Genomic DNA, 15951 nt, shown 5'->3' with positions numbered 1-15951 from the left:
GCCGGTTTCCCGAGTCGCCCGCGCCTGATCGAACACGGTCAGAGCCCATATCCTGCAGGTTTGAGCCTAGTTTCTGGCTGAAAACCCCGATTCCCCCATAGGTCAGGCGGCGGCACTCAACGCTCGAACGACTGGGTCGTTCAGACAAATCGCCATTTTCGTCATGAACGCGTTTTCATTTAAGAGCGATTTTACCATTGGCGCGTAGACGTACCCATGAACGGGGGGAATTGGATATGCCATTGGATCGCCGACCGGGGCGTTGTCACCTGCGCCTTGCATAGGCCGTAATTTCGACGCGGGCGTGGCCCGCGCCGCCAGAATTTTTACGACGAAGGATACAACCATGTCGATCACCACGGTGATGGCAAACGAGAATTCGTGTCTCCCGAACATCGGCATCCTGGCCGAGCAACTGTCCACCGCGATCATGCCGGGCGCGACCGTCCGGCTGGACTTGTCCCAGGTCGCCGCGCCCGACCTGAGTGTCATCCAGCTCGTCCAGGCCGCGCGGGTCAGCGCGGCGAAGGCGGCGTGTGATTTCGCCCTGACGGCCCCTGCGAACCCGCCGTTGCGCGCGCTGCTCGATCGCGCGGCCTTCACCCCCACCACCAACCCCGAACACACCCAATTCTGGTTCCACGGAGACTCCCCGCAATGAGCGCTTCCATCCTTACCGTCGACGACAGTGCCAGCCTGCGCATGGCGATCCGCATCGCGCTCACTGGCGCGGGCTATACGGTAACCGAGGCCGCTGACGGCGTCGAAGGATTGGCGAAGGCGACCGCGACGCGGTTCGACCTGATCGTCACCGACCTGAACATGCCCAACATGGACGGCCTGCAGATGATCCGCGCGCTGCGCGAGCAGCCGGCGCAGGCAGGCGTGCCGATCATCTTCCTGACCACCGAGTCGGACGATGCGATGAAGGCGCAGGCCAAGGCGGCGGGCGCGACCGGCTGGCTGGTGAAGCCGTTCCAGCCCGAGCAGCTGATCCGCGTGGCGCAGAAGGTTCTCGCCCGGTGAGCGGCGAGGATCCGACAGCCGCCTTTCGGATCGAGGCGGGCGAGCTTCTGGAGCAGGTGGAACAGGGTCTGCTGGACCTGGGGCACCGCCTGGATGACATGAACCTGGTCAATGCGGTGTTCCGGGGGCTCCATACGCTCAAGGGTTCGGGCGCGATGTTCGGCTTCGACAAGCTGGCCGCCTTCACCCATCACTGCGAAACCGCGTTCGACCGGGTCCGCAAGGGCGATGTCCGTGCGACGCCCGAGCTGGTGTCGGTGATCCTGTCGGCGGGCGACCATATGCGCGCGCTGGTCGAGGGCGATGCGCCCGAGGCCGAGGGGCAGGCGATCCTGGCCCGGCTGGCGGCGGCGGTGGATGCGGCGGCGGGCGGCGGCGTCGCTGCCCCGGTCGCGGCTCCGGCCCGGCAGGGATGGAACCTGTCGTTCCGCCTGCCACCCGACGCGATGGCCAACGGCACCAACCCGCTGGCGTTGCTCGACGAGCTGCGCGATTTGGGCGAGGCGACCATTGTCGCCCGTGTCGACGAGATCCCGGCGCTCGCGGACCTGAACCCGGCGGACTGCGTCGTCGGCTGGGACTGCACGCTGATCGGCGACATCTCGCGAGAGGCGATCGAGGACGTGTTCCTGTTCGTCATGGACGATATGGAGATCACGATCACCCCGCTGGCGGTCGAGGAAGCCGTCGCGGTGGCCGTCGATGACGGTGCGGCACCGGTGGTTTCCGCAGGCGCGACCGCCGATATTCCGGTGACCGATGCACCGGTCGTGGCGAACGATGCCGGGCCACGGACGACGGCAGCGGCCCGGTCGCAGGGCGAGCATGTCCGCGTACCCGCCGAACGGCTCGACGAACTGATGGACCGCGTCGGCGAACTCGTCATCGCGCAGAGCCGGTTGTCGCAGCTGGCGGGCCATGGCCATGACCTGAGCCTGCGTTCGGTCTCCGAAGAGATCGAACGCCTGGCGGGCGAGATGCGCGACACGATGATGATCCTGCGCATGGTGCCGGTCTCGACGCTGTTCGGTCGCTTCCGCCGCCTGATCCACGACCTTGCCATCGAAACCGGCAAGACGATCGAACTGGTCACCGAGGGCGAGAGCACCGAAGTCGACAAGACGGTCATCGAGCGGCTGTTCGACCCGCTGGTCCACATCATCCGCAACTCCTGCGACCATGGCCTGGAACGGCCCGAGGATCGTCTGGCGGCGGGCAAGTCGACCAGCGGCCTCATCCGCCTGAGCGCGCATCAGGCGGGGGGCGAGGTCCTGATCACGATCACCGACGACGGGCGCGGCATCGATGTCGAGCGGGTCCGTGCCAAGGCGGAGGCCAATGGCCTGATCCAGCCGGGCCAGGTGGTGAGCGAGGACGAGCTGCTGGGCCTGATCTTCCATCCCGGTTTCTCGACGGCGGCGCAGGTCACGAACCTGTCGGGTCGTGGCGTGGGCATGGACGTGGTCAAGCGCACGATCGAAAGCCTGCGCGGCACGATCGACGTGAAGAGCGTGTCCGGCCAGGGATCGACCATCACGCTGCGCATTCCGCTGACGCTGGCGATCATCGACGGGCTGCTCGTCCGGGTGGGCGAGGGGCGTTACGTCATTCCGCTGGCAGCGGTCGAGGAATGCCTGGAGCTGTCGCTGGAGGAGGATCTGCGCTCGCGCGGGCGCAGCATCATCACGCTGCGCGAAAGGCTGGTGCCGTTCCTCCGCCTGCGCGACCTGTTCGACACCGGCACCCGGCCCGACACCTATCAGAAGATCGTGGTCGTCGGCACCGGCACCGAGCGGGTGGGCCTGGTCGTCGACCAGATCATCGGCAACCACCAGACGGTCATCAAGGCCATGTCGCCGCTCCACCGCAACGTCGCGGCCTTTGCGGGCGCGACCATCCTGGGCGACGGTTCGGTCGCCCTGATCCTCGACATCGCCCAGCTGATCGCGCTGAGCCAGCCCAGGGAGGAGCGGCGCCTCGCCGCTGGATAACGCCATGCCGTATCATAAAATTCCCAACTGGACGCCCGGGCAGGGGCTCGAAGTCCTGACCTTCGGGCTGGGCCACGAGACGTTCGCGCTGGAGGCGGGCATCGTCCGCGAAATCCTGGACATGATGCCGATCACCACCGTGCCCGGCGCCGATCCGATGGCCGGGGCCGTCATCAACTTTCGCGGTCGCATCGTGCCGCTGGCCGATCTGCGGGGGGCGTTCGGCATGGAGGCGCAGGGGCTGACCGCCGAAAGCCGGATCATCGTCATCGAACTGCCCGTGGACGGCAATCCGGTCCTGATCGGGCTGACCGCCGACCGCGTCAACGAGGTGGCGGTGCTGCAGGCGGACGATGCCGAGGAGGCGCCGGTCATCGGCATACGCTGGCCACGCGAGCATGTCCGCTGCCTGGTGCGGCGCGGGGGCGACGTGGTCGTCCTGCCCGACCTGCCCGCACTGTTCGGCCGACTGACCGCATCTGCGGGCGAGCCCGTCGTCCTGCACTGATCCATCACACCCAAATCCACACCAATCCAGCCCAGGGGGGCCTGAAACATGCGTGCTACGATCAAGATGAAGCTGGGCGCGACGTTCGCGCTCATCATTACACTTCTCCTCGTCATCGTCGGAGTCAGCGTCGCCCGCATGGGTTCGCTGAACGAGACGACCGACGCCATGATTTCGGGCCCGGTCACCCGGCTCGACCGCTCGGAGCGGTTGAACGAGCGGATCAGCTATGCGCTGCGCATGGAAAAGAACATGGCGCTGACCAGCGACGCGGACCTGACCGAGAAGTTCGACGTCGAACTGATGAAGGCGCGCGGTGAGATCGATACGCTGATCACGCAGGGGCTGGCGGGCTCGACCGAGGTGTCGCGGCCGGTCTGGCACGACATCCAGCGCAGTTATCAGGCCTATGTCCCGGTAAACGAATCGATCCGTTCGCTCACCAAGACCAACAGGAGAGCCGAGGCGGGCGCGCTGTCGATGGAGAAGTCGCGCGAAATCGCCGGCAAGATGTCGGCGGCGATCGGCCAGCTGATCGAGATGAATCAGGCCAGCATGAAGACCGCCAGCGACGAAGCTCAGACCAATTACGAGAATGCGCGCAACCTGCTGATCGTGGTGGCGGTGATCGCCGTCCTGATCGCGGCGGCGGGCGCTTTCTGGATCTCGCGCCTGGTGGCCGGGGGCCTGAACAAGGTGTCGCAGGCACTCGACGCGGTGGCGGTCGGTGACCTGAACCACGAGATCTCCGTCACGTCGAACGACGAGATCAAGGATCTGGTCGGGACGGTCAACCGCATGACCGTCAGCCTGCGCGAAAGCGCCCAGCTGGCCGATACGATCGCGGCGGGCGACCTGACCGTCGATCACCAGCCGCTGTCCGACAAGGACATGCTGGGCCATGCGCTGGTCGCGATGGTCGAGCGTCTTCGCGGCGTCGTCGGTGACGCGACCCAGGCGGCGCAGAATGTCGCGGCGGGCAGCCAGCAGCTGTCGTCTTCGTCCGAGCAGGTAAGCCAGGGCGCTACCGAACAGGCCGCCGCCGCCGAAGAGGCCTCGGCCTCGATGGAGCAGATGGCCGCCAACATCAAACAGAATGCCGACAACGCGACCCAGACCGAAAAGATCGCGCGCCAGTCGTCGCAGGACGCCGAGATCAGCGGCCAGGCCGTTACCAAGGCGGTCGTCGCGATGCGCACCATCGCCGACAAGATCGGCATCGTGCAGGAAATCGCCCGCCAGACCGACCTGCTGGCGCTGAACGCGGCGGTCGAGGCGGCCCGTGCGGGTGAGCATGGTCGCGGCTTTGCGGTCGTGGCGGCCGAGGTGCGCAAGCTGGCCGAGCGCAGCCAGTCGGCGGCGGCGGAGATCAGCGGCATGTCGTCGGATACCGTGTCCGCCGCGACCCAGGCGGGCGAGATGCTGACCAAGCTGGTCCCCGACATCCGCCGCACCGCCGAGCTGGTCGCCGAGATCAGCGCCGCGTGCCGCGAGCAGGATATCGGCGCGGTGCAGATCAACGAGGCGATCCAGCAGCTCGACAAGGTCACGCAGCAGAATGCCAGCGCGTCCGAGCAGATCTCGTCCACCTCGGAGGAACTGGCCAGCCAGGCCGAGGAGCTTCAGGAGAGCATCGCCTATTTCCGTGTCGACAAGGGCGGTCAGGGCGGCGCCGGCAAGACGGCGGTCCGCAAGCCTGCCCCGGCGCGTGCGACGGCATCGCGCCCGGGCAAGCCGGCCCCGCGCGCAGGCTCGGTCGCCGATCAGCAGGCACGGGTGCGCGGCTTCGCTCTCGACCTGACGAACGGTGGCGCCGATGACGAAGACGCCGCTTTCGGACGTGCCGCATGACCCAGGGCGCGAGCCTGGCGGGCGGCGACGTCCAGGTCGTGGTGTTCGGGTTGGGCGACGAGGAATTCGCCCTTCCCGTGACCGCGGTCCGCGAAATCCTGGATCATCGCCAGGCCTATCGGGTGCCCCACGCACCCGACTGGTTCCTGGGCCTGACCGACGTACGCGGCGCGTCGGTGCCCATGGTCGACCTGCGCGTCCGGCTGGGCATGACGCCGGTCGCGGTGACGCTCAAGACGCGGATCCTGGTCGTCGATATCGCCGGGGCGGACGGTGCGCCGTTCGCACTCGGGCTGGTGGTCGACCGGGTGCTCGACGTCGCCACCTTCGGCGCGGATGCGGTGGAGGGCTCGCCCGAACTCGGCGGGCGCTGGCGGTCGCAGCAGATCGAGGCGATCCTGCGGCGCGGGGCCGGTTTCGTCGCGCTGCTCGACCCGGTGCGCCTGTTCGGTGCCGAGGACGTCGACGCCGCGCTCGGCGATCTCGGCCTCGCGGCCTGATCGTCCTATTTCGGGGTCGGCGGCGCGAATGCCGCCGACCGCTCCTTCCCTCGTTATTACCGGAGCCGTCCCTTTGAGCAGCCAGGCCCGCGTGGCGGTATCCGCCGATGCGCTTCAACCCCGCGATTTCGACCGAATTTCGGCCTATGTCTATCAGGAGTGCGGCATCCGCCTGCCCCCGGCCAAGATCACCATGATCGAGGGGCGCCTGCGCCGCCGGGTGCGCGCGACCGGCCTGTCCACCCTCAGCGCCTATTGCAGCTGGCTGTTCGAGGGCAGCCATCTGGACGAAGAGCGCGAGCATCTGTTGAACGCGGTCACGACGAACAAGACCGACTTCTTCCGCGAGCCCAAGCATTTCGAATATCTGATGGGCACCGTGATGCCGCGCCTGCGCGACGAGGGGATGCGTCGTCTGCGGGTGTGGAGCGCCGCGTGCTCGACGGGGGCGGAGCCCTATACGCTGGCCATGCTGCTCGACTCGTTCGCCCAGGATCATGGCGGGCCCGATTTCGGCATCCTGGCGACGGACCTGGACAGCGAGGTGCTGTATACCGCCAGGCGCGGCATCTATCCTTCGTCGATGCTGGATCCGGTGCCGGTCGCCTTGCGCAACCGCTATGCGATGAAGGCCAGCGATCCGAAACGCGGCGAGATGCGCATCGTGCCCAAGCTGCGCTCTGCCATCGGCTTTGCGCAGATGAACCTGATGGATGCGCGCTATCCGGTCGGCGATCCGATGGACATCATCTTCTGTCGCAACGTCCTGATCTATTTCGACAAGCCGACCCAGGAAAAGGTGGTTCGCCGTTTGGCCGAATGTCTGCGCCCCGGCGGCCTGATATTCCTGGGCCATTCGGAATCGATCACCGGCTTCGACCTTCCCCTAAAGGCGGTGGCCAACACCGTCTTCCAGCGGATCTGAGCGTCATGCCGAAAATCCGAGTCCTCGTGATCGACGACAGCGCCAGCGTCCGCCAGGCGATGACCGCGATCCTGTCCGCCGATCCGCAGATCGAGGTGATGGCCGCGGCCGCCGATCCCTTCGCCGCGGCGCGTTACATCCAGGAGCAGGTGCCCGACGTCATCACGCTCGACGTCGAGATGCCGCGCATGGACGGCATCACCTTCCTGCGCAAATTGATGTCGCAGCATCCGATCCCCGTCGTCATGTGCTCCTCGCTGGTCGAGGAAGGGTCCGAGACGCTGCTCCAGGCGCTGGAGGCGGGGGCGGTCGACGTCATCCTGAAGCCGCGGGTCGGCGTCGCCGACCATCTGGTCGAGGCGCATGCGATGATCCGCGAGACGGTGAAGGGCGCGGCAAAGGCGCGGATCGGCGCGCGCCGTCCCGCAGGTCTAACCACCGAGCCGGCCAAGAAGCTGACCGCCGACGCCGTCCTGCCGCCGCCGACCGGCCGCGCGATGAGCCGCACGACCGAGATGGTGGTGTGCATCGGCGCGTCGACCGGCGGGACCGAGGCGCTGCGCGAGGTGCTGGAGGCGCTGCCCGCCAATTCGCCGGGTATCGTCATCGTCCAGCACATGCCCGAAAGCTTCACCCGCGCCTTTGCCAAGCGGCTCGACGGGCTGTGCCAGGTCGACGTCAAGGAGGCCGAGGACGGCGACACCGTGATGCGCGGCCGGGTGCTGATCGCGCCGGGCGGCCTGCGCCACACCATGCTGGAGCGACAGGGCGCGCGCTATGTCGTGTCGGTGCGCGAGGGGCCGCTGGTGTCGCGACATCGCCCGTCGGTCGACGTGCTGTTCCGTTCGGCGGCGCGCAACGCCGGGTCCAACGCGGTCGGCATCATCCTGACCGGCATGGGCGACGACGGCGCGCGCGGCCTGCTCGAGATGAAGCAGGCGGGTGCACGCACCTTTGCGCAGGACGAGGCGACCTCGGTCGTGTTCGGCATGCCCAAGGAAGCGATCGCGCGCGGCGCACACGACAAGATCATTCCGCTGGGCAGCGTCGCGCGCGAACTGCTCCACGCCACGGCCCGCTAAGGAAAGACGACATCATGTACATGGCCCGGATCGACACCGATACCGCCATCGCCGAAGACGGCGGCGCCACCACATTCGCGATGCTGGCCGAGCGGCTGGACAGCCGGATGGGAGGGCTGGAGGACGCCTTTCGCGACACCGGCGAAACGCTGGCCACCGCGATCGGCACGATCGACGGCATGGCCGAGGGGCTGACCGCGATCCGCGAGGCGCTGTCGCCCGACACCGCAGGCGTCGCCGTCGGCAAGTTGCGTGATGTCGCCTATCGCCTCATCAGCCTGCCCATGATCCAGCGCCGCCGCGCGATCGAGGTCGAGACGCTGACCGGACGTACCCGCGAGTTGCGCGGCCTGCTGAACGAGGTCAGCACGATCCTGAAGCTGCTCGGCATCTATGGCATGAACATCAAGATCGCCTCGTCGGGCGAGGCGGCGTTCTTCAACTTCGTCGTCGGCATGGACGAAAAACTGTCCAGCGGACGCCAGGAACTGCGCCAGATCGAACGCCAGCTCGACCAGTTCGGGCGGGTGGTCGGTGACGTGCAGCAGGCCGACCGCCTGCTCGCCGCCGAATGCGCGCGCACCGGCACGACGATCCCGACCGAGCTGACCGCCAACGCCAACGCGTTGCAGGACCATGTCCAGTCGGTGATGCGCATGACCGACGAGGTCGGCGGCATCGTGCGTACCGTGCAGGGTGAGGTCGCCCGCATCCTGGGCGCGATCCAGATCGGCGACAGCGTGCGCCAGCGCGCCGAACATGCGATCGCGATGCTGGCCCGTATCGTCGCCGACGAGGGCGGGGGCGCGGCCCTGCCGCCGGGTGCGCGGGCCCATATGGCACGGCTGATCGCGGCGCAGCTGAACGCGATGGCCGACGAGTTCGGCCGCGAACTGACGGCGATCGTCGCGGCGATCGACCGGCTGGGGCCGCTGGCGGACCATCTGCGCGAGTTGCTGGGCTCGCAGGGCGGCGACGACGGCCAGCTGCTGTTCAAGCTGGAGCACGGCATCGCGACGCTGGGCAACGTCACCGACCAGCTTTGCGATGCGGACGGGCATCTGGCGCAGCTGACCGGCTTTGTCGGGCGTACGCTGGCCGACCTGACCGAGGGGCTGGGGCGCATCCGCAACATCGCGGTCAACGTCCAAGACATCTCGACCAACACCCAGTTGCTGTGCCGTCGTCACGGGACGCTGGGGCGCGCGGTGGCGGTGATCGCCAAGGAGGTCGCCCCCTGCGCCAGCCGCCTAGACCAGTTGAGCCTGGCGGTCGGACGGCTGATCACCGTGCTGAGCGCGATCGACCTGGTCCAGGACGGCCATGACGGCGAGTCGGACACAGGCGGTGCCCTGGCCGAGGCGCTGTCGGTGGTGCGGCGCGCCTGCGAAAGCTCGTCACTGGCGATGACGCGGGGCGGCGGCGATGCCCGGCGCGTCCTGTCCTCGCTGGAGGCCAGCGCGATGGAACTGGGCGGCCAGCGCGCCTTTGCCGATACCCTGAGCGAGGTGGCCGAGACGCTGTTGAACTATGCCGACCGGGTCGCGCCCGAATGCACCAGTGAGACGGAGCTCAGCGCGGCAGACATCCGGGTGCTGCACGAACTGCTGCCTTGGGCGGCAAGCCTCTACACCATGGCGGCAGAGCGCCACATCCACGCCGCCTTCCTGCTGCCCGACATGATCGCCGCCGCCCCCGCGCCGATCGCGGTGTCGTTCGACGATGACGACGATGACGGATTGTTCTGATCCGGGGTGAAGTGATGTCGGACAGGTGTGATTTTCCTGTCTGACAAATAGAGGTCTCCGCGGAATCGCTCGGGAAGGGCGACGGGACTCCGGTCGTTGCGTTTCCGCGTTTATCGGCCGGAATGACAAAGATATTGCGTCGCCCGCCCGATCCTGTCACCCAAAAGGAAAATATGAATAGTCGGAGAAGATCGGTGTCCTCATGCTGTTCCGCCCCGTCGCGTCGCGACGTCCTGACCCAGGCCGCTTTGGGGGCCAGCATCGGTGCGCTGGCGACGGGATGGGGGGCGGTCATGCCCGCATCCGCCTGGGCGCAGGGCGCGGCCAGGCCGGTCGCGACGGCACCCGCCACGGCGGTCCAGCCCTTCGACATGGCCGATGTCGCGCTGGCGGACAGCCCCTTCCTCCATGCGCAGAAGATGACCGAGGCGTATCTGATGCGCCTCCAGCCCGACCGGATGCTCGCCAATTTCCGCACCAATGCCGGGCTGAAACCCAAGGCACCGGTCTATGGCGGCTGGGAATCGGAGCAGCAATGGGCCGAGATCAACTGCCATGGCCATACGCTGGGCCATTATCTCTCGGCCTGTGCGCTCGCCTATCGTGCGACCAAGGATAAGCGGTATCGCCAGCGCATCGACTATATTGCCGGGGAACTGGCCGCGTGCCAGCAGGCGGCGGGCAGCGGGCTGGTCTGCGCTTTCCCCAAGGGGGCCGCGGTGGTCGCGGCGCACCTGCGGGGCGAGCCGATCACCGGCGTGCCCTGGTACACGCTGCACAAGGTCTATGCGGGCCTGCGCGACGCGACGCTGCTGACCGGCAGCGAGGCTGCGCGTGCGGTGCTGATCCGGCTGGCCGACTGGGGCGTCGTCGCGACGAAGCCGCTGTCGGACGCGCAGTTCGAGACGATGCTGCAGACCGAATATGGCGGCATGAACGAGGTCTATGCGGACCTGTATTTCATGACCGGCAACCGCGATTATGCCCGCCTGGCCGAGCGTTTCTCGCAAAAGGCGATTCTGAACCCGCTCGCCAAGGGGCAGGATCACCTCGACGGGCTGCACGCCAATACGCAGGTGCCCAAGATCATCGGGTTCCAGCGGGTGTTCGAGGCGACGGGCCATGACCAGTATCGCAACGCCGCCGCCTTTTTCTGGCGGACGGTCGCCGATACCCGCTCGTACGCGACCGGCGGGCACGGCGATGGCGAATATTTCTTCGCCATGGCGGATTTCGACAAGCACGTCTTCTCGGCCAAGGGGTCGGAAACCTGCGGCCAGCATAACATGCTGAAGCTGACCCGCGCGCTGTTCCTGCATGATCCGCAGGCCGAATATGCCGATTATTACGAGCGCACGCTCTACAACGGCATCCTCGCCTCGCAGGACCCGGACTCAGGCATGGCGACCTATTTCCAGGGCGCGCGGCCGGGCTACATGAAGCTCTATCACACGCCGGAGGACAGCTTCTGGTGCTGCACCGGCACGGGGATGGAAAATCATGTGAAGTATCGCGACTCGATCTACTTCCATGACGACCGCACGCTTTATGTGAACCTGTTCATCCCCTCGACCCTGACCTGGGCGGATCAGGGGGCGGAACTGACCCAGATGACGAATTTCCCGGAGGCGGCGAACACGCAATTCCGCTGGAAACTCCGCCAGCCGACCGAACTCACCCTGAAGCTGCGCCACCCGAAATGGAGCCGCACCGCAACCCTGCTGGTCAACGGCGCGGAGGTGCCGCGCTCGGACAAGCCCGGCAGCTATGCCGAACTGACCCGGACGTGGAAGACCGGCGACACGGTCGAATGGCGCCTGGTCATGGAATCCGGATTCGAGAGCACGCCCGCCGCACCGGACATCGTCGCCTTCACCTATGGTCCGCTCGTTCTGGCAGGCGCGCTCGGGCGGCAGGATCTGGCCCCGGGGGCGGACATCATCGTCAGCGAGCGCAAATATGGCGAGTATAACGACACGCCCTTCCAGGCACCGGTCCTGTCGGGCGAACCGGAGGAACTGACGAAGAAGATCGCCGCGACGGGCAAGCCGCTGGAATTCACCGTCCCGGCCGCAGATGGCCGACCGGTACGGCTGGTCCCGTACCACCGCATCGCGCATGAGCGGTACGCGACCTACTGGAAGCTGGCCTGAGCGTCATTCCTCCCCGGCAAGGAGGTGGCAGGCCCAAGGCCTGACGGAGGGGTGTCACGGTCGGAGAGGTTGGACCATCCTCGCAGGTGGGACGTCCCTCCACCATGCCGCGCATGGTCCCCCCTCCTCCGCAGGGGAGGAATATGAGGGCGTTGCTGCCGAAGCGATAAATCGGGAAAATGGTGGGCGATGACGGGCTCGAACCGCCGACATTCTCGGTGTAAACGAGACGCTCTACCAACTGAGCTAATCGCCCCCTTTCGGGAAGACCGCCTAATGCCGATGCGCCTTGCATCTGGCAAGCCGCTTTTGCGCGACCAACCAGGCTGGTTCGTTTGTTGGATACAAATCCGGCGGCCTTCGGTACATAAAGGGAACATCGGAGGCGGGCGGGGTCGGGGGAGTGGCCCGGTCGGCCTCCGGTGCTTCGGGGGGAGCGGGAATGGCCGGAATGGGGGAGGGCGCGCGGTGGACGCTGGCGCGACGACGGCAATTCCTGGCGGCGCTGGCGATCAGCGCCGATGCGGGGGCAGCGGCACGGGCGGTGGGAGAAACGCTGCGTGGTGCGCAGGCCTTGCGGCGGCGCGACCGGGCTTTTGACGAGGCCTGGGACGCGGCGATCGGCACGGCGCACGCGCTGGTCGAGGAAGGGCTGCTGCGCCGGATGCTCGCCCTGTTGGCGGCCGGGGACGGGGAGGAGGGCGGAGAGGCCGGTGCGGGGACCACCGGCCTCTCCATCACCCCGCCGCTCAGCGCCACCGAGGTGCAATTCTATCTGAAGCTGCTCGCGCGCCGTGATGCGCTGGCCCGTGCGGGTGACGCCGGGAGCGACGCGGTGCGGGCGAGTGCGGCGGAAACCGATGCGGCGCTGGAACGTGCGCTCGACGGGCTGGCGCGGCGGCGGTTGAAGGGGATGGCGTGATGGCGGGGCACGATGCGGCGGCGCGGCTCGCCACGCTGGCGATGCTGGAGCCCCATGCGCGGGAACAGGCGCTGGCGGCCCTGACCCCGGCGCAGAAGCGCGAGCTGGTCGAGCGGTGGGAATTATGGGCGCATGACGGACAGGTGGCGCCGCCGGGCGACTGGCGGGTCTGGCTGATCCGCGCGGGCCGCGGTTTCGGCAAGACGCGCGCGGGGGCCGAGTGGGTGAGTGCGCTCGCCCGCGACAATCCGGGTGCACGGATCGCGCTGATGGGAGCGACGCTGCGCGATGTCGAACGGGTGATGGTGCGCGGCGAAAGCGGGCTGCTGGCGGTGGCGCGCAAGGGCGAGACGCCGAAATGGATCGGCAGCCTGGGGCAGGTGCATTTCGCATCCGGCGCGATCGGCTTCGCCTATTCGGCCGCCGCGCCCGAGGCGTTGCGCGGGCCGCAGCATCACGCGGCGTGGTGTGACGAGCTGGGCAAGTGGAAGGGGGAGGCCGGATGGGACAATCTGATGATGACGCTCCGGCTGGGCGAGCGCCCGCGCGTGCTGGTTACGACCACGCCGCGCGCGACGCCCTTGATGCGCAAGGTCATGGCGCTGCCCGATTGCGTGGAGACGATCGGGCGGACCAGCGACAATGCGCATCTGCCCGACAGTTTCCAGAACGCGATGCTGGCGCAATATGGCGACACGCGGCTGGGGCGGCAGGAACTGGACGGCGAGATGGTCGACGACCGCGAGGGGGCCTTGTGGACCCGCGCGCTGCTCGACCGGCAGCGGGCCAAAACGGTGCCATCGCTCGACCGGGTGGTGGTCGGCGTCGATCCGCCCGCGACGAGCAGCGGCGATGCCTGCGGGATCGTTGCGGTCGGGCTGGGCCGCGACGGGCACGGCTATGTGCTGGAGGATGCCAGCGAAGCGGGGCTGTCGCCCGAGGGCTGGGCGGCGCGGGTCGCAGGGTGCGCCAGGCGGAACCGGGCGGACCGGGTGGTGGCCGAGCGCAACCAGGGCGGCGACATGGTGGAAAGCGTACTGCGGCTCGCCGATCCGACCCTGCCGGTGCATCTGGTCTATGCCTCCATCGGAAAGACCGCGCGGGCGGAGCCGGTGTCGTTCCTCTATGCGCAGGGCCGCGTGTGGCATTCGCGAGGCTTCCCGGCGCTGGAGGACGAGCTTTGCGGGCTGGGCGTGGCGGGGGCCTATGACGGGCCCGGCCGCTCGCCGGATCGCGCCGACGCGCTGGTGTGGGCGCTGACCGAGCTGATGCTGTCGGGGCGGGGCGCGCCGGGGATACGGAATTTGTAGCGCGTAATCCTCCCCGGAACGGGGAGGGGGAACGCCGCGAAGCGGTGGTGGAGGGGGCGTGCCGCAAAGGGCGACCTGTGTGGAAGCCCCCCTCCGTCAGCGCTTGGCGCTGCCACCTCCCCGTACCGGGGAGGAGCTAAAGGAGATTCGAGATGAGGATGTTCGGTCGCAAGACCGGGCGGGGGGCCGCGCGTCCGCTGCTCGGGTTGGGTTTGGCCCGGTCGGGGGTGCCGCTGACGGGCTCGGCACCGTCCTATGAAACGCAGGTGCGCGAGGGCTATCTGCGCAATCCGGTGGCGCAGCGCGCGGTACGGATGGTCGCGGGCGGAATGGCCGATGCGCCGCTCACCGCCTCGCATCCCGAACTGGTCGCGCTGGTCGCGGCGCGCAGCGAGGGGCAGGCGCTCCTGGAGACGGTCGCGACGCATATGCTGCTGCACGGCAATGCCTATGTGCAGATCCTGCGTGATGCCGAGGGCGAGGTGGCCGAGCTGTTCGCGCTGCGCCCCGAGCGGGTGACGATGGCGCTGGACGCCAGCGGCTGGCCCGCCGCGTTCCTCTATCGCGCCGGTGGGCGGGTGACGACGTTGCCGGTCGATCCGGTGCGCGGCCATGTCGTGCATCTGAAAAGCTGCCACCCGCTCGACGATCATTACGGGCTGGGCTGCCTGGGCGCGGCGGCGGGGGCGATCGCGATCCATAATGCGGCTGCCACCTGGAACCGGGCGCTGCTCGACAATGCGGCGCGGCCATCGGGCGCGCTGGTCTATGATCCGGGTGACGGCTCGACCCTGACCCCGGACCAGTTCGAGCGGTTGCGCGCCGAGATGGAGGGGTTTGCGGGAAGCGGCAATGCCGGGCGTCCGCTGCTGCTGGAAGGTGGCCTCAAATGGCAGGCGATGAGCCTGACGCCGGCGGAACTCGACTTCAACGCCACCAAATCCTCGGCAGCGCGTGAGATCGCACTCGCCTTCGGGGTGCCGCCGATGCTGCTCGGCCTGCCCGGCGACAATACTTATGCCAATTACCGCGAGGCCAATCGCGCGCTGTGGCGGCAGGCGATCCTGCCGTTGGCGGGCGGTATACTGGGCGGCCTGGCGCAAGGGCTGGCGGGCTGGTTCGAGGGCGCGAGCCTGTCGGTCGACGTCAACCGCGTCACCGCGCTGGCCGAGGAACGCCAGATGCTTTGGGCCATGGCGGCATCGGCCGACTTTCTCGATTCGGCGGAAAAGCGCCAGATGGTCGGCCTGTCATGAGCGGTGATGTTCTGGCGCGGCTGTTGGCGCAGGCGGCGGATAGCGGCGCGGACCTCGTCACGTTGCGCGCGGTCGCGGAGGAAGCGGGCGAACTCGGCGCGACGCGGGCTCTCACCCGGCTGGGCCTCGCCGATGCCGACGCCGCGGAGGATGTCGCCGAACTGCGCGAACTGCTGTCGGCGTGGCGCGAGGCCAAGTCGTCGGTGTGGAAAAGCGCGGTCGGCTGGCTGACCCGGTTGCTCGGCGCATTGGTGCTGGCGGGAATCGCGATGCGGTTGGGGATGGAGGACTGGCTGAAATGAGCCTTTCCTTCACCGGCTATGCCGCGGTCTGGGACCGGATGGACCGGGCGGGCGACGTCATGCGGCGCGGCGCATTCGCCGATGCCGGCATGGTGCCGCTGCTCTGGCAGCATCGGGGCAGCGCGATGGGGCGGATCACCGCGCTGGCCGAGGACGATACGGGCCTGTCGGTCGCGGGGACGGTCGACGACCCGGCGCTGGCTGCGCTGGTCCGGGCAGGTGCGGTGGCGGGGCTGTCGGTCGGATACCGGCCGCGCGTCGTCCATCAGGGCGGTGCCCGCGCGATCCTGTCGGCCGAACTCATCGAGATCAGCCTGGTGACGGTGCCGATGCAACCGCTCGCCCGCGTGATTCACATTTTGACCAAGGGGGACTGA

16 protein-coding genes and 1 tRNA gene are annotated in these 15951 nt (G+C 68.0%); 15 read left to right on the top strand and 2 right to left on the bottom strand.

Annotated elements, in window-relative coordinates; genetic code table 11:
• Positions 1-102 precede the first annotated feature (102 nt).
• Positions 103-360 (bottom strand): hypothetical protein, encoded by a 258-nt coding sequence (locus U1703_RS07735; protein WP_332785229.1) that lies wholly within the window; start codon positions 358-360, stop codon positions 103-105.
• Here U1703_RS07735 and U1703_RS07730 point away from each other — a divergent pair.
• From U1703_RS07730 to U1703_RS07685, 10 genes are all read left to right on the top strand, one after another.
• On the top strand, positions 347-661 hold the full coding sequence (locus U1703_RS07730; protein WP_320451490.1) for an STAS domain-containing protein: 315 nt from the start codon (positions 347-349) through the stop codon (positions 659-661). The two genes, U1703_RS07735 and U1703_RS07730, sit on opposite strands and share 14 nt — an antisense overlap.
• Positions 658-1026 carry a response regulator gene (locus U1703_RS07725; RefSeq protein ID WP_320451491.1) on the top strand — a complete coding sequence of 123 codons (369 nt, stop codon included), beginning with the start codon at positions 658-660 and terminating at the stop codon, positions 1024-1026. The genes U1703_RS07730 and U1703_RS07725 overlap by 4 nt, the downstream gene beginning before the upstream one ends.
• Positions 1023-3017 (top strand): chemotaxis protein CheA, encoded by a 1995-nt coding sequence (locus U1703_RS07720; RefSeq protein ID WP_332785228.1) that lies wholly within the window; start codon positions 1023-1025, stop codon positions 3015-3017. The genes U1703_RS07725 and U1703_RS07720 overlap by 4 nt, the downstream gene beginning before the upstream one ends.
• A gap of 4 nt (positions 3018-3021) precedes the next feature.
• Entirely contained in the window at positions 3022-3525 is a 504-nt protein-coding gene (locus U1703_RS07715) for a chemotaxis protein CheW (RefSeq protein ID WP_332785227.1), read from the top strand.
• A 48-nt stretch (positions 3526-3573) separates the two neighbouring features.
• Positions 3574-5376: a methyl-accepting chemotaxis protein gene (locus tag U1703_RS07710; RefSeq protein WP_332785226.1), complete on the top strand. Its 1803-nt coding sequence runs from the start codon at positions 3574-3576 to the stop codon at positions 5374-5376.
• Positions 5373-5876: a chemotaxis protein CheW gene (locus U1703_RS07705; RefSeq protein WP_332785225.1), complete on the top strand. Its 504-nt coding sequence runs from the start codon at positions 5373-5375 to the stop codon at positions 5874-5876. Before U1703_RS07710 ends, U1703_RS07705 begins: the two co-directional genes overlap by 4 nt.
• Positions 5877-5949: 73 nt before the next feature.
• Positions 5950-6801, top strand: coding sequence for a CheR family methyltransferase (locus U1703_RS07700; protein WP_332785224.1), 852 nt, complete (start codon positions 5950-5952; stop codon positions 6799-6801).
• A 5-nt stretch (positions 6802-6806) separates the two neighbouring features.
• A complete protein-coding gene (locus U1703_RS07695) occupies positions 6807-7883 on the top strand; it encodes a protein-glutamate methylesterase/protein-glutamine glutaminase (protein ID WP_332785223.1) in 1077 nt (358 codons plus the stop codon).
• Positions 7884-7903: 20 nt separating this feature from the next.
• Positions 7904-9631: a hypothetical protein gene (locus U1703_RS07690; RefSeq protein ID WP_332785222.1), complete on the top strand. Its 1728-nt coding sequence runs from the start codon at positions 7904-7906 to the stop codon at positions 9629-9631.
• Positions 9632-9804: 173 nt separating this feature from the next.
• Positions 9805-11784: a glycoside hydrolase family 127 protein gene (locus tag U1703_RS07685; protein WP_332785221.1), complete on the top strand. Its 1980-nt coding sequence runs from the start codon at positions 9805-9807 to the stop codon at positions 11782-11784.
• A 180-nt stretch (positions 11785-11964) separates the two neighbouring features.
• Here the strand turns inward: U1703_RS07685 and U1703_RS07680 are convergent.
• Positions 11965-12040 (bottom strand) — tRNA-Val (locus tag U1703_RS07680).
• Between the two features lie 186 nt (positions 12041-12226).
• On the opposite strand from U1703_RS07680, the gene U1703_RS07675 reads away from it, so the two are divergent.
• From U1703_RS07675 to U1703_RS07655, 5 genes are all read left to right on the top strand, one after another.
• Positions 12227-12706, top strand: coding sequence for a hypothetical protein (locus tag U1703_RS07675; protein ID WP_332785220.1), 480 nt, complete (start codon positions 12227-12229; stop codon positions 12704-12706).
• Entirely contained in the window at positions 12706-14016 is a 1311-nt protein-coding gene (locus U1703_RS07670) for a DNA-packaging protein (RefSeq protein WP_332785219.1), read from the top strand. Before U1703_RS07675 ends, U1703_RS07670 begins: the two co-directional genes overlap by 1 nt.
• A gap of 152 nt (positions 14017-14168) precedes the next feature.
• Positions 14169-15272 (top strand): phage portal protein, encoded by a 1104-nt coding sequence (locus U1703_RS07665; RefSeq protein ID WP_332785218.1) that lies wholly within the window; start codon positions 14169-14171, stop codon positions 15270-15272.
• On the top strand, positions 15269-15574 hold the full coding sequence (locus tag U1703_RS07660) for a DUF6127 family protein (protein WP_332785217.1): 306 nt from the start codon (positions 15269-15271) through the stop codon (positions 15572-15574). Before U1703_RS07665 ends, U1703_RS07660 begins: the two co-directional genes overlap by 4 nt.
• Positions 15571-15951, top strand: a complete 381-nt coding sequence (locus U1703_RS07655) for an HK97 family phage prohead protease (protein ID WP_332785216.1) — start codon at positions 15571-15573, stop codon at positions 15949-15951. Before U1703_RS07660 ends, U1703_RS07655 begins: the two co-directional genes overlap by 4 nt.

It is taken from the genome of Sphingomonas flavida (assembly GCF_036663655.1).
Classification (GTDB): domain Bacteria; phylum Pseudomonadota; class Alphaproteobacteria; order Sphingomonadales; family Sphingomonadaceae; genus Sphingomonas.
Note: the sequence above shows the minus strand (reverse complement) of the source record. Positions and strands in the feature narration are given on the sequence as shown.

Coding starts and splice junctions, on each gene's coding strand:
- U1703_RS07730 (WP_320451490.1), top strand. CDS start 347: ATGTCGATCACCACGGTGATGGCAAACGAGAATTCGTGTCTCCCGAAC.
- U1703_RS07725 (WP_320451491.1), top strand. CDS start 658: ATGAGCGCTTCCATCCTTACCGTCGACGACAGTGCCAGCCTGCGCATG.
- U1703_RS07715 (WP_332785227.1), top strand. CDS start 3,022: ATGCCGTATCATAAAATTCCCAACTGGACGCCCGGGCAGGGGCTCGAA.
- U1703_RS07710 (WP_332785226.1), top strand. CDS start 3,574: ATGCGTGCTACGATCAAGATGAAGCTGGGCGCGACGTTCGCGCTCATC.
- U1703_RS07705 (WP_332785225.1), top strand. CDS start 5,373: ATGACCCAGGGCGCGAGCCTGGCGGGCGGCGACGTCCAGGTCGTGGTG.
- U1703_RS07695 (WP_332785223.1), top strand. CDS start 6,807: ATGCCGAAAATCCGAGTCCTCGTGATCGACGACAGCGCCAGCGTCCGC.
- U1703_RS07690 (WP_332785222.1), top strand. CDS start 7,904: ATGGCCCGGATCGACACCGATACCGCCATCGCCGAAGACGGCGGCGCC.
- U1703_RS07685 (WP_332785221.1), top strand. CDS start 9,805: ATGAATAGTCGGAGAAGATCGGTGTCCTCATGCTGTTCCGCCCCGTCG.
- U1703_RS07675 (WP_332785220.1), top strand. CDS start 12,227: ATGGCCGGAATGGGGGAGGGCGCGCGGTGGACGCTGGCGCGACGACGG.
- U1703_RS07670 (WP_332785219.1), top strand. CDS start 12,706: ATGGCGGGGCACGATGCGGCGGCGCGGCTCGCCACGCTGGCGATGCTG.
- U1703_RS07665 (WP_332785218.1), top strand. CDS start 14,169: ATGAGGATGTTCGGTCGCAAGACCGGGCGGGGGGCCGCGCGTCCGCTG.
- U1703_RS07660 (WP_332785217.1), top strand. CDS start 15,269: ATGAGCGGTGATGTTCTGGCGCGGCTGTTGGCGCAGGCGGCGGATAGC.
- U1703_RS07655 (WP_332785216.1), top strand. CDS start 15,571: ATGAGCCTTTCCTTCACCGGCTATGCCGCGGTCTGGGACCGGATGGAC.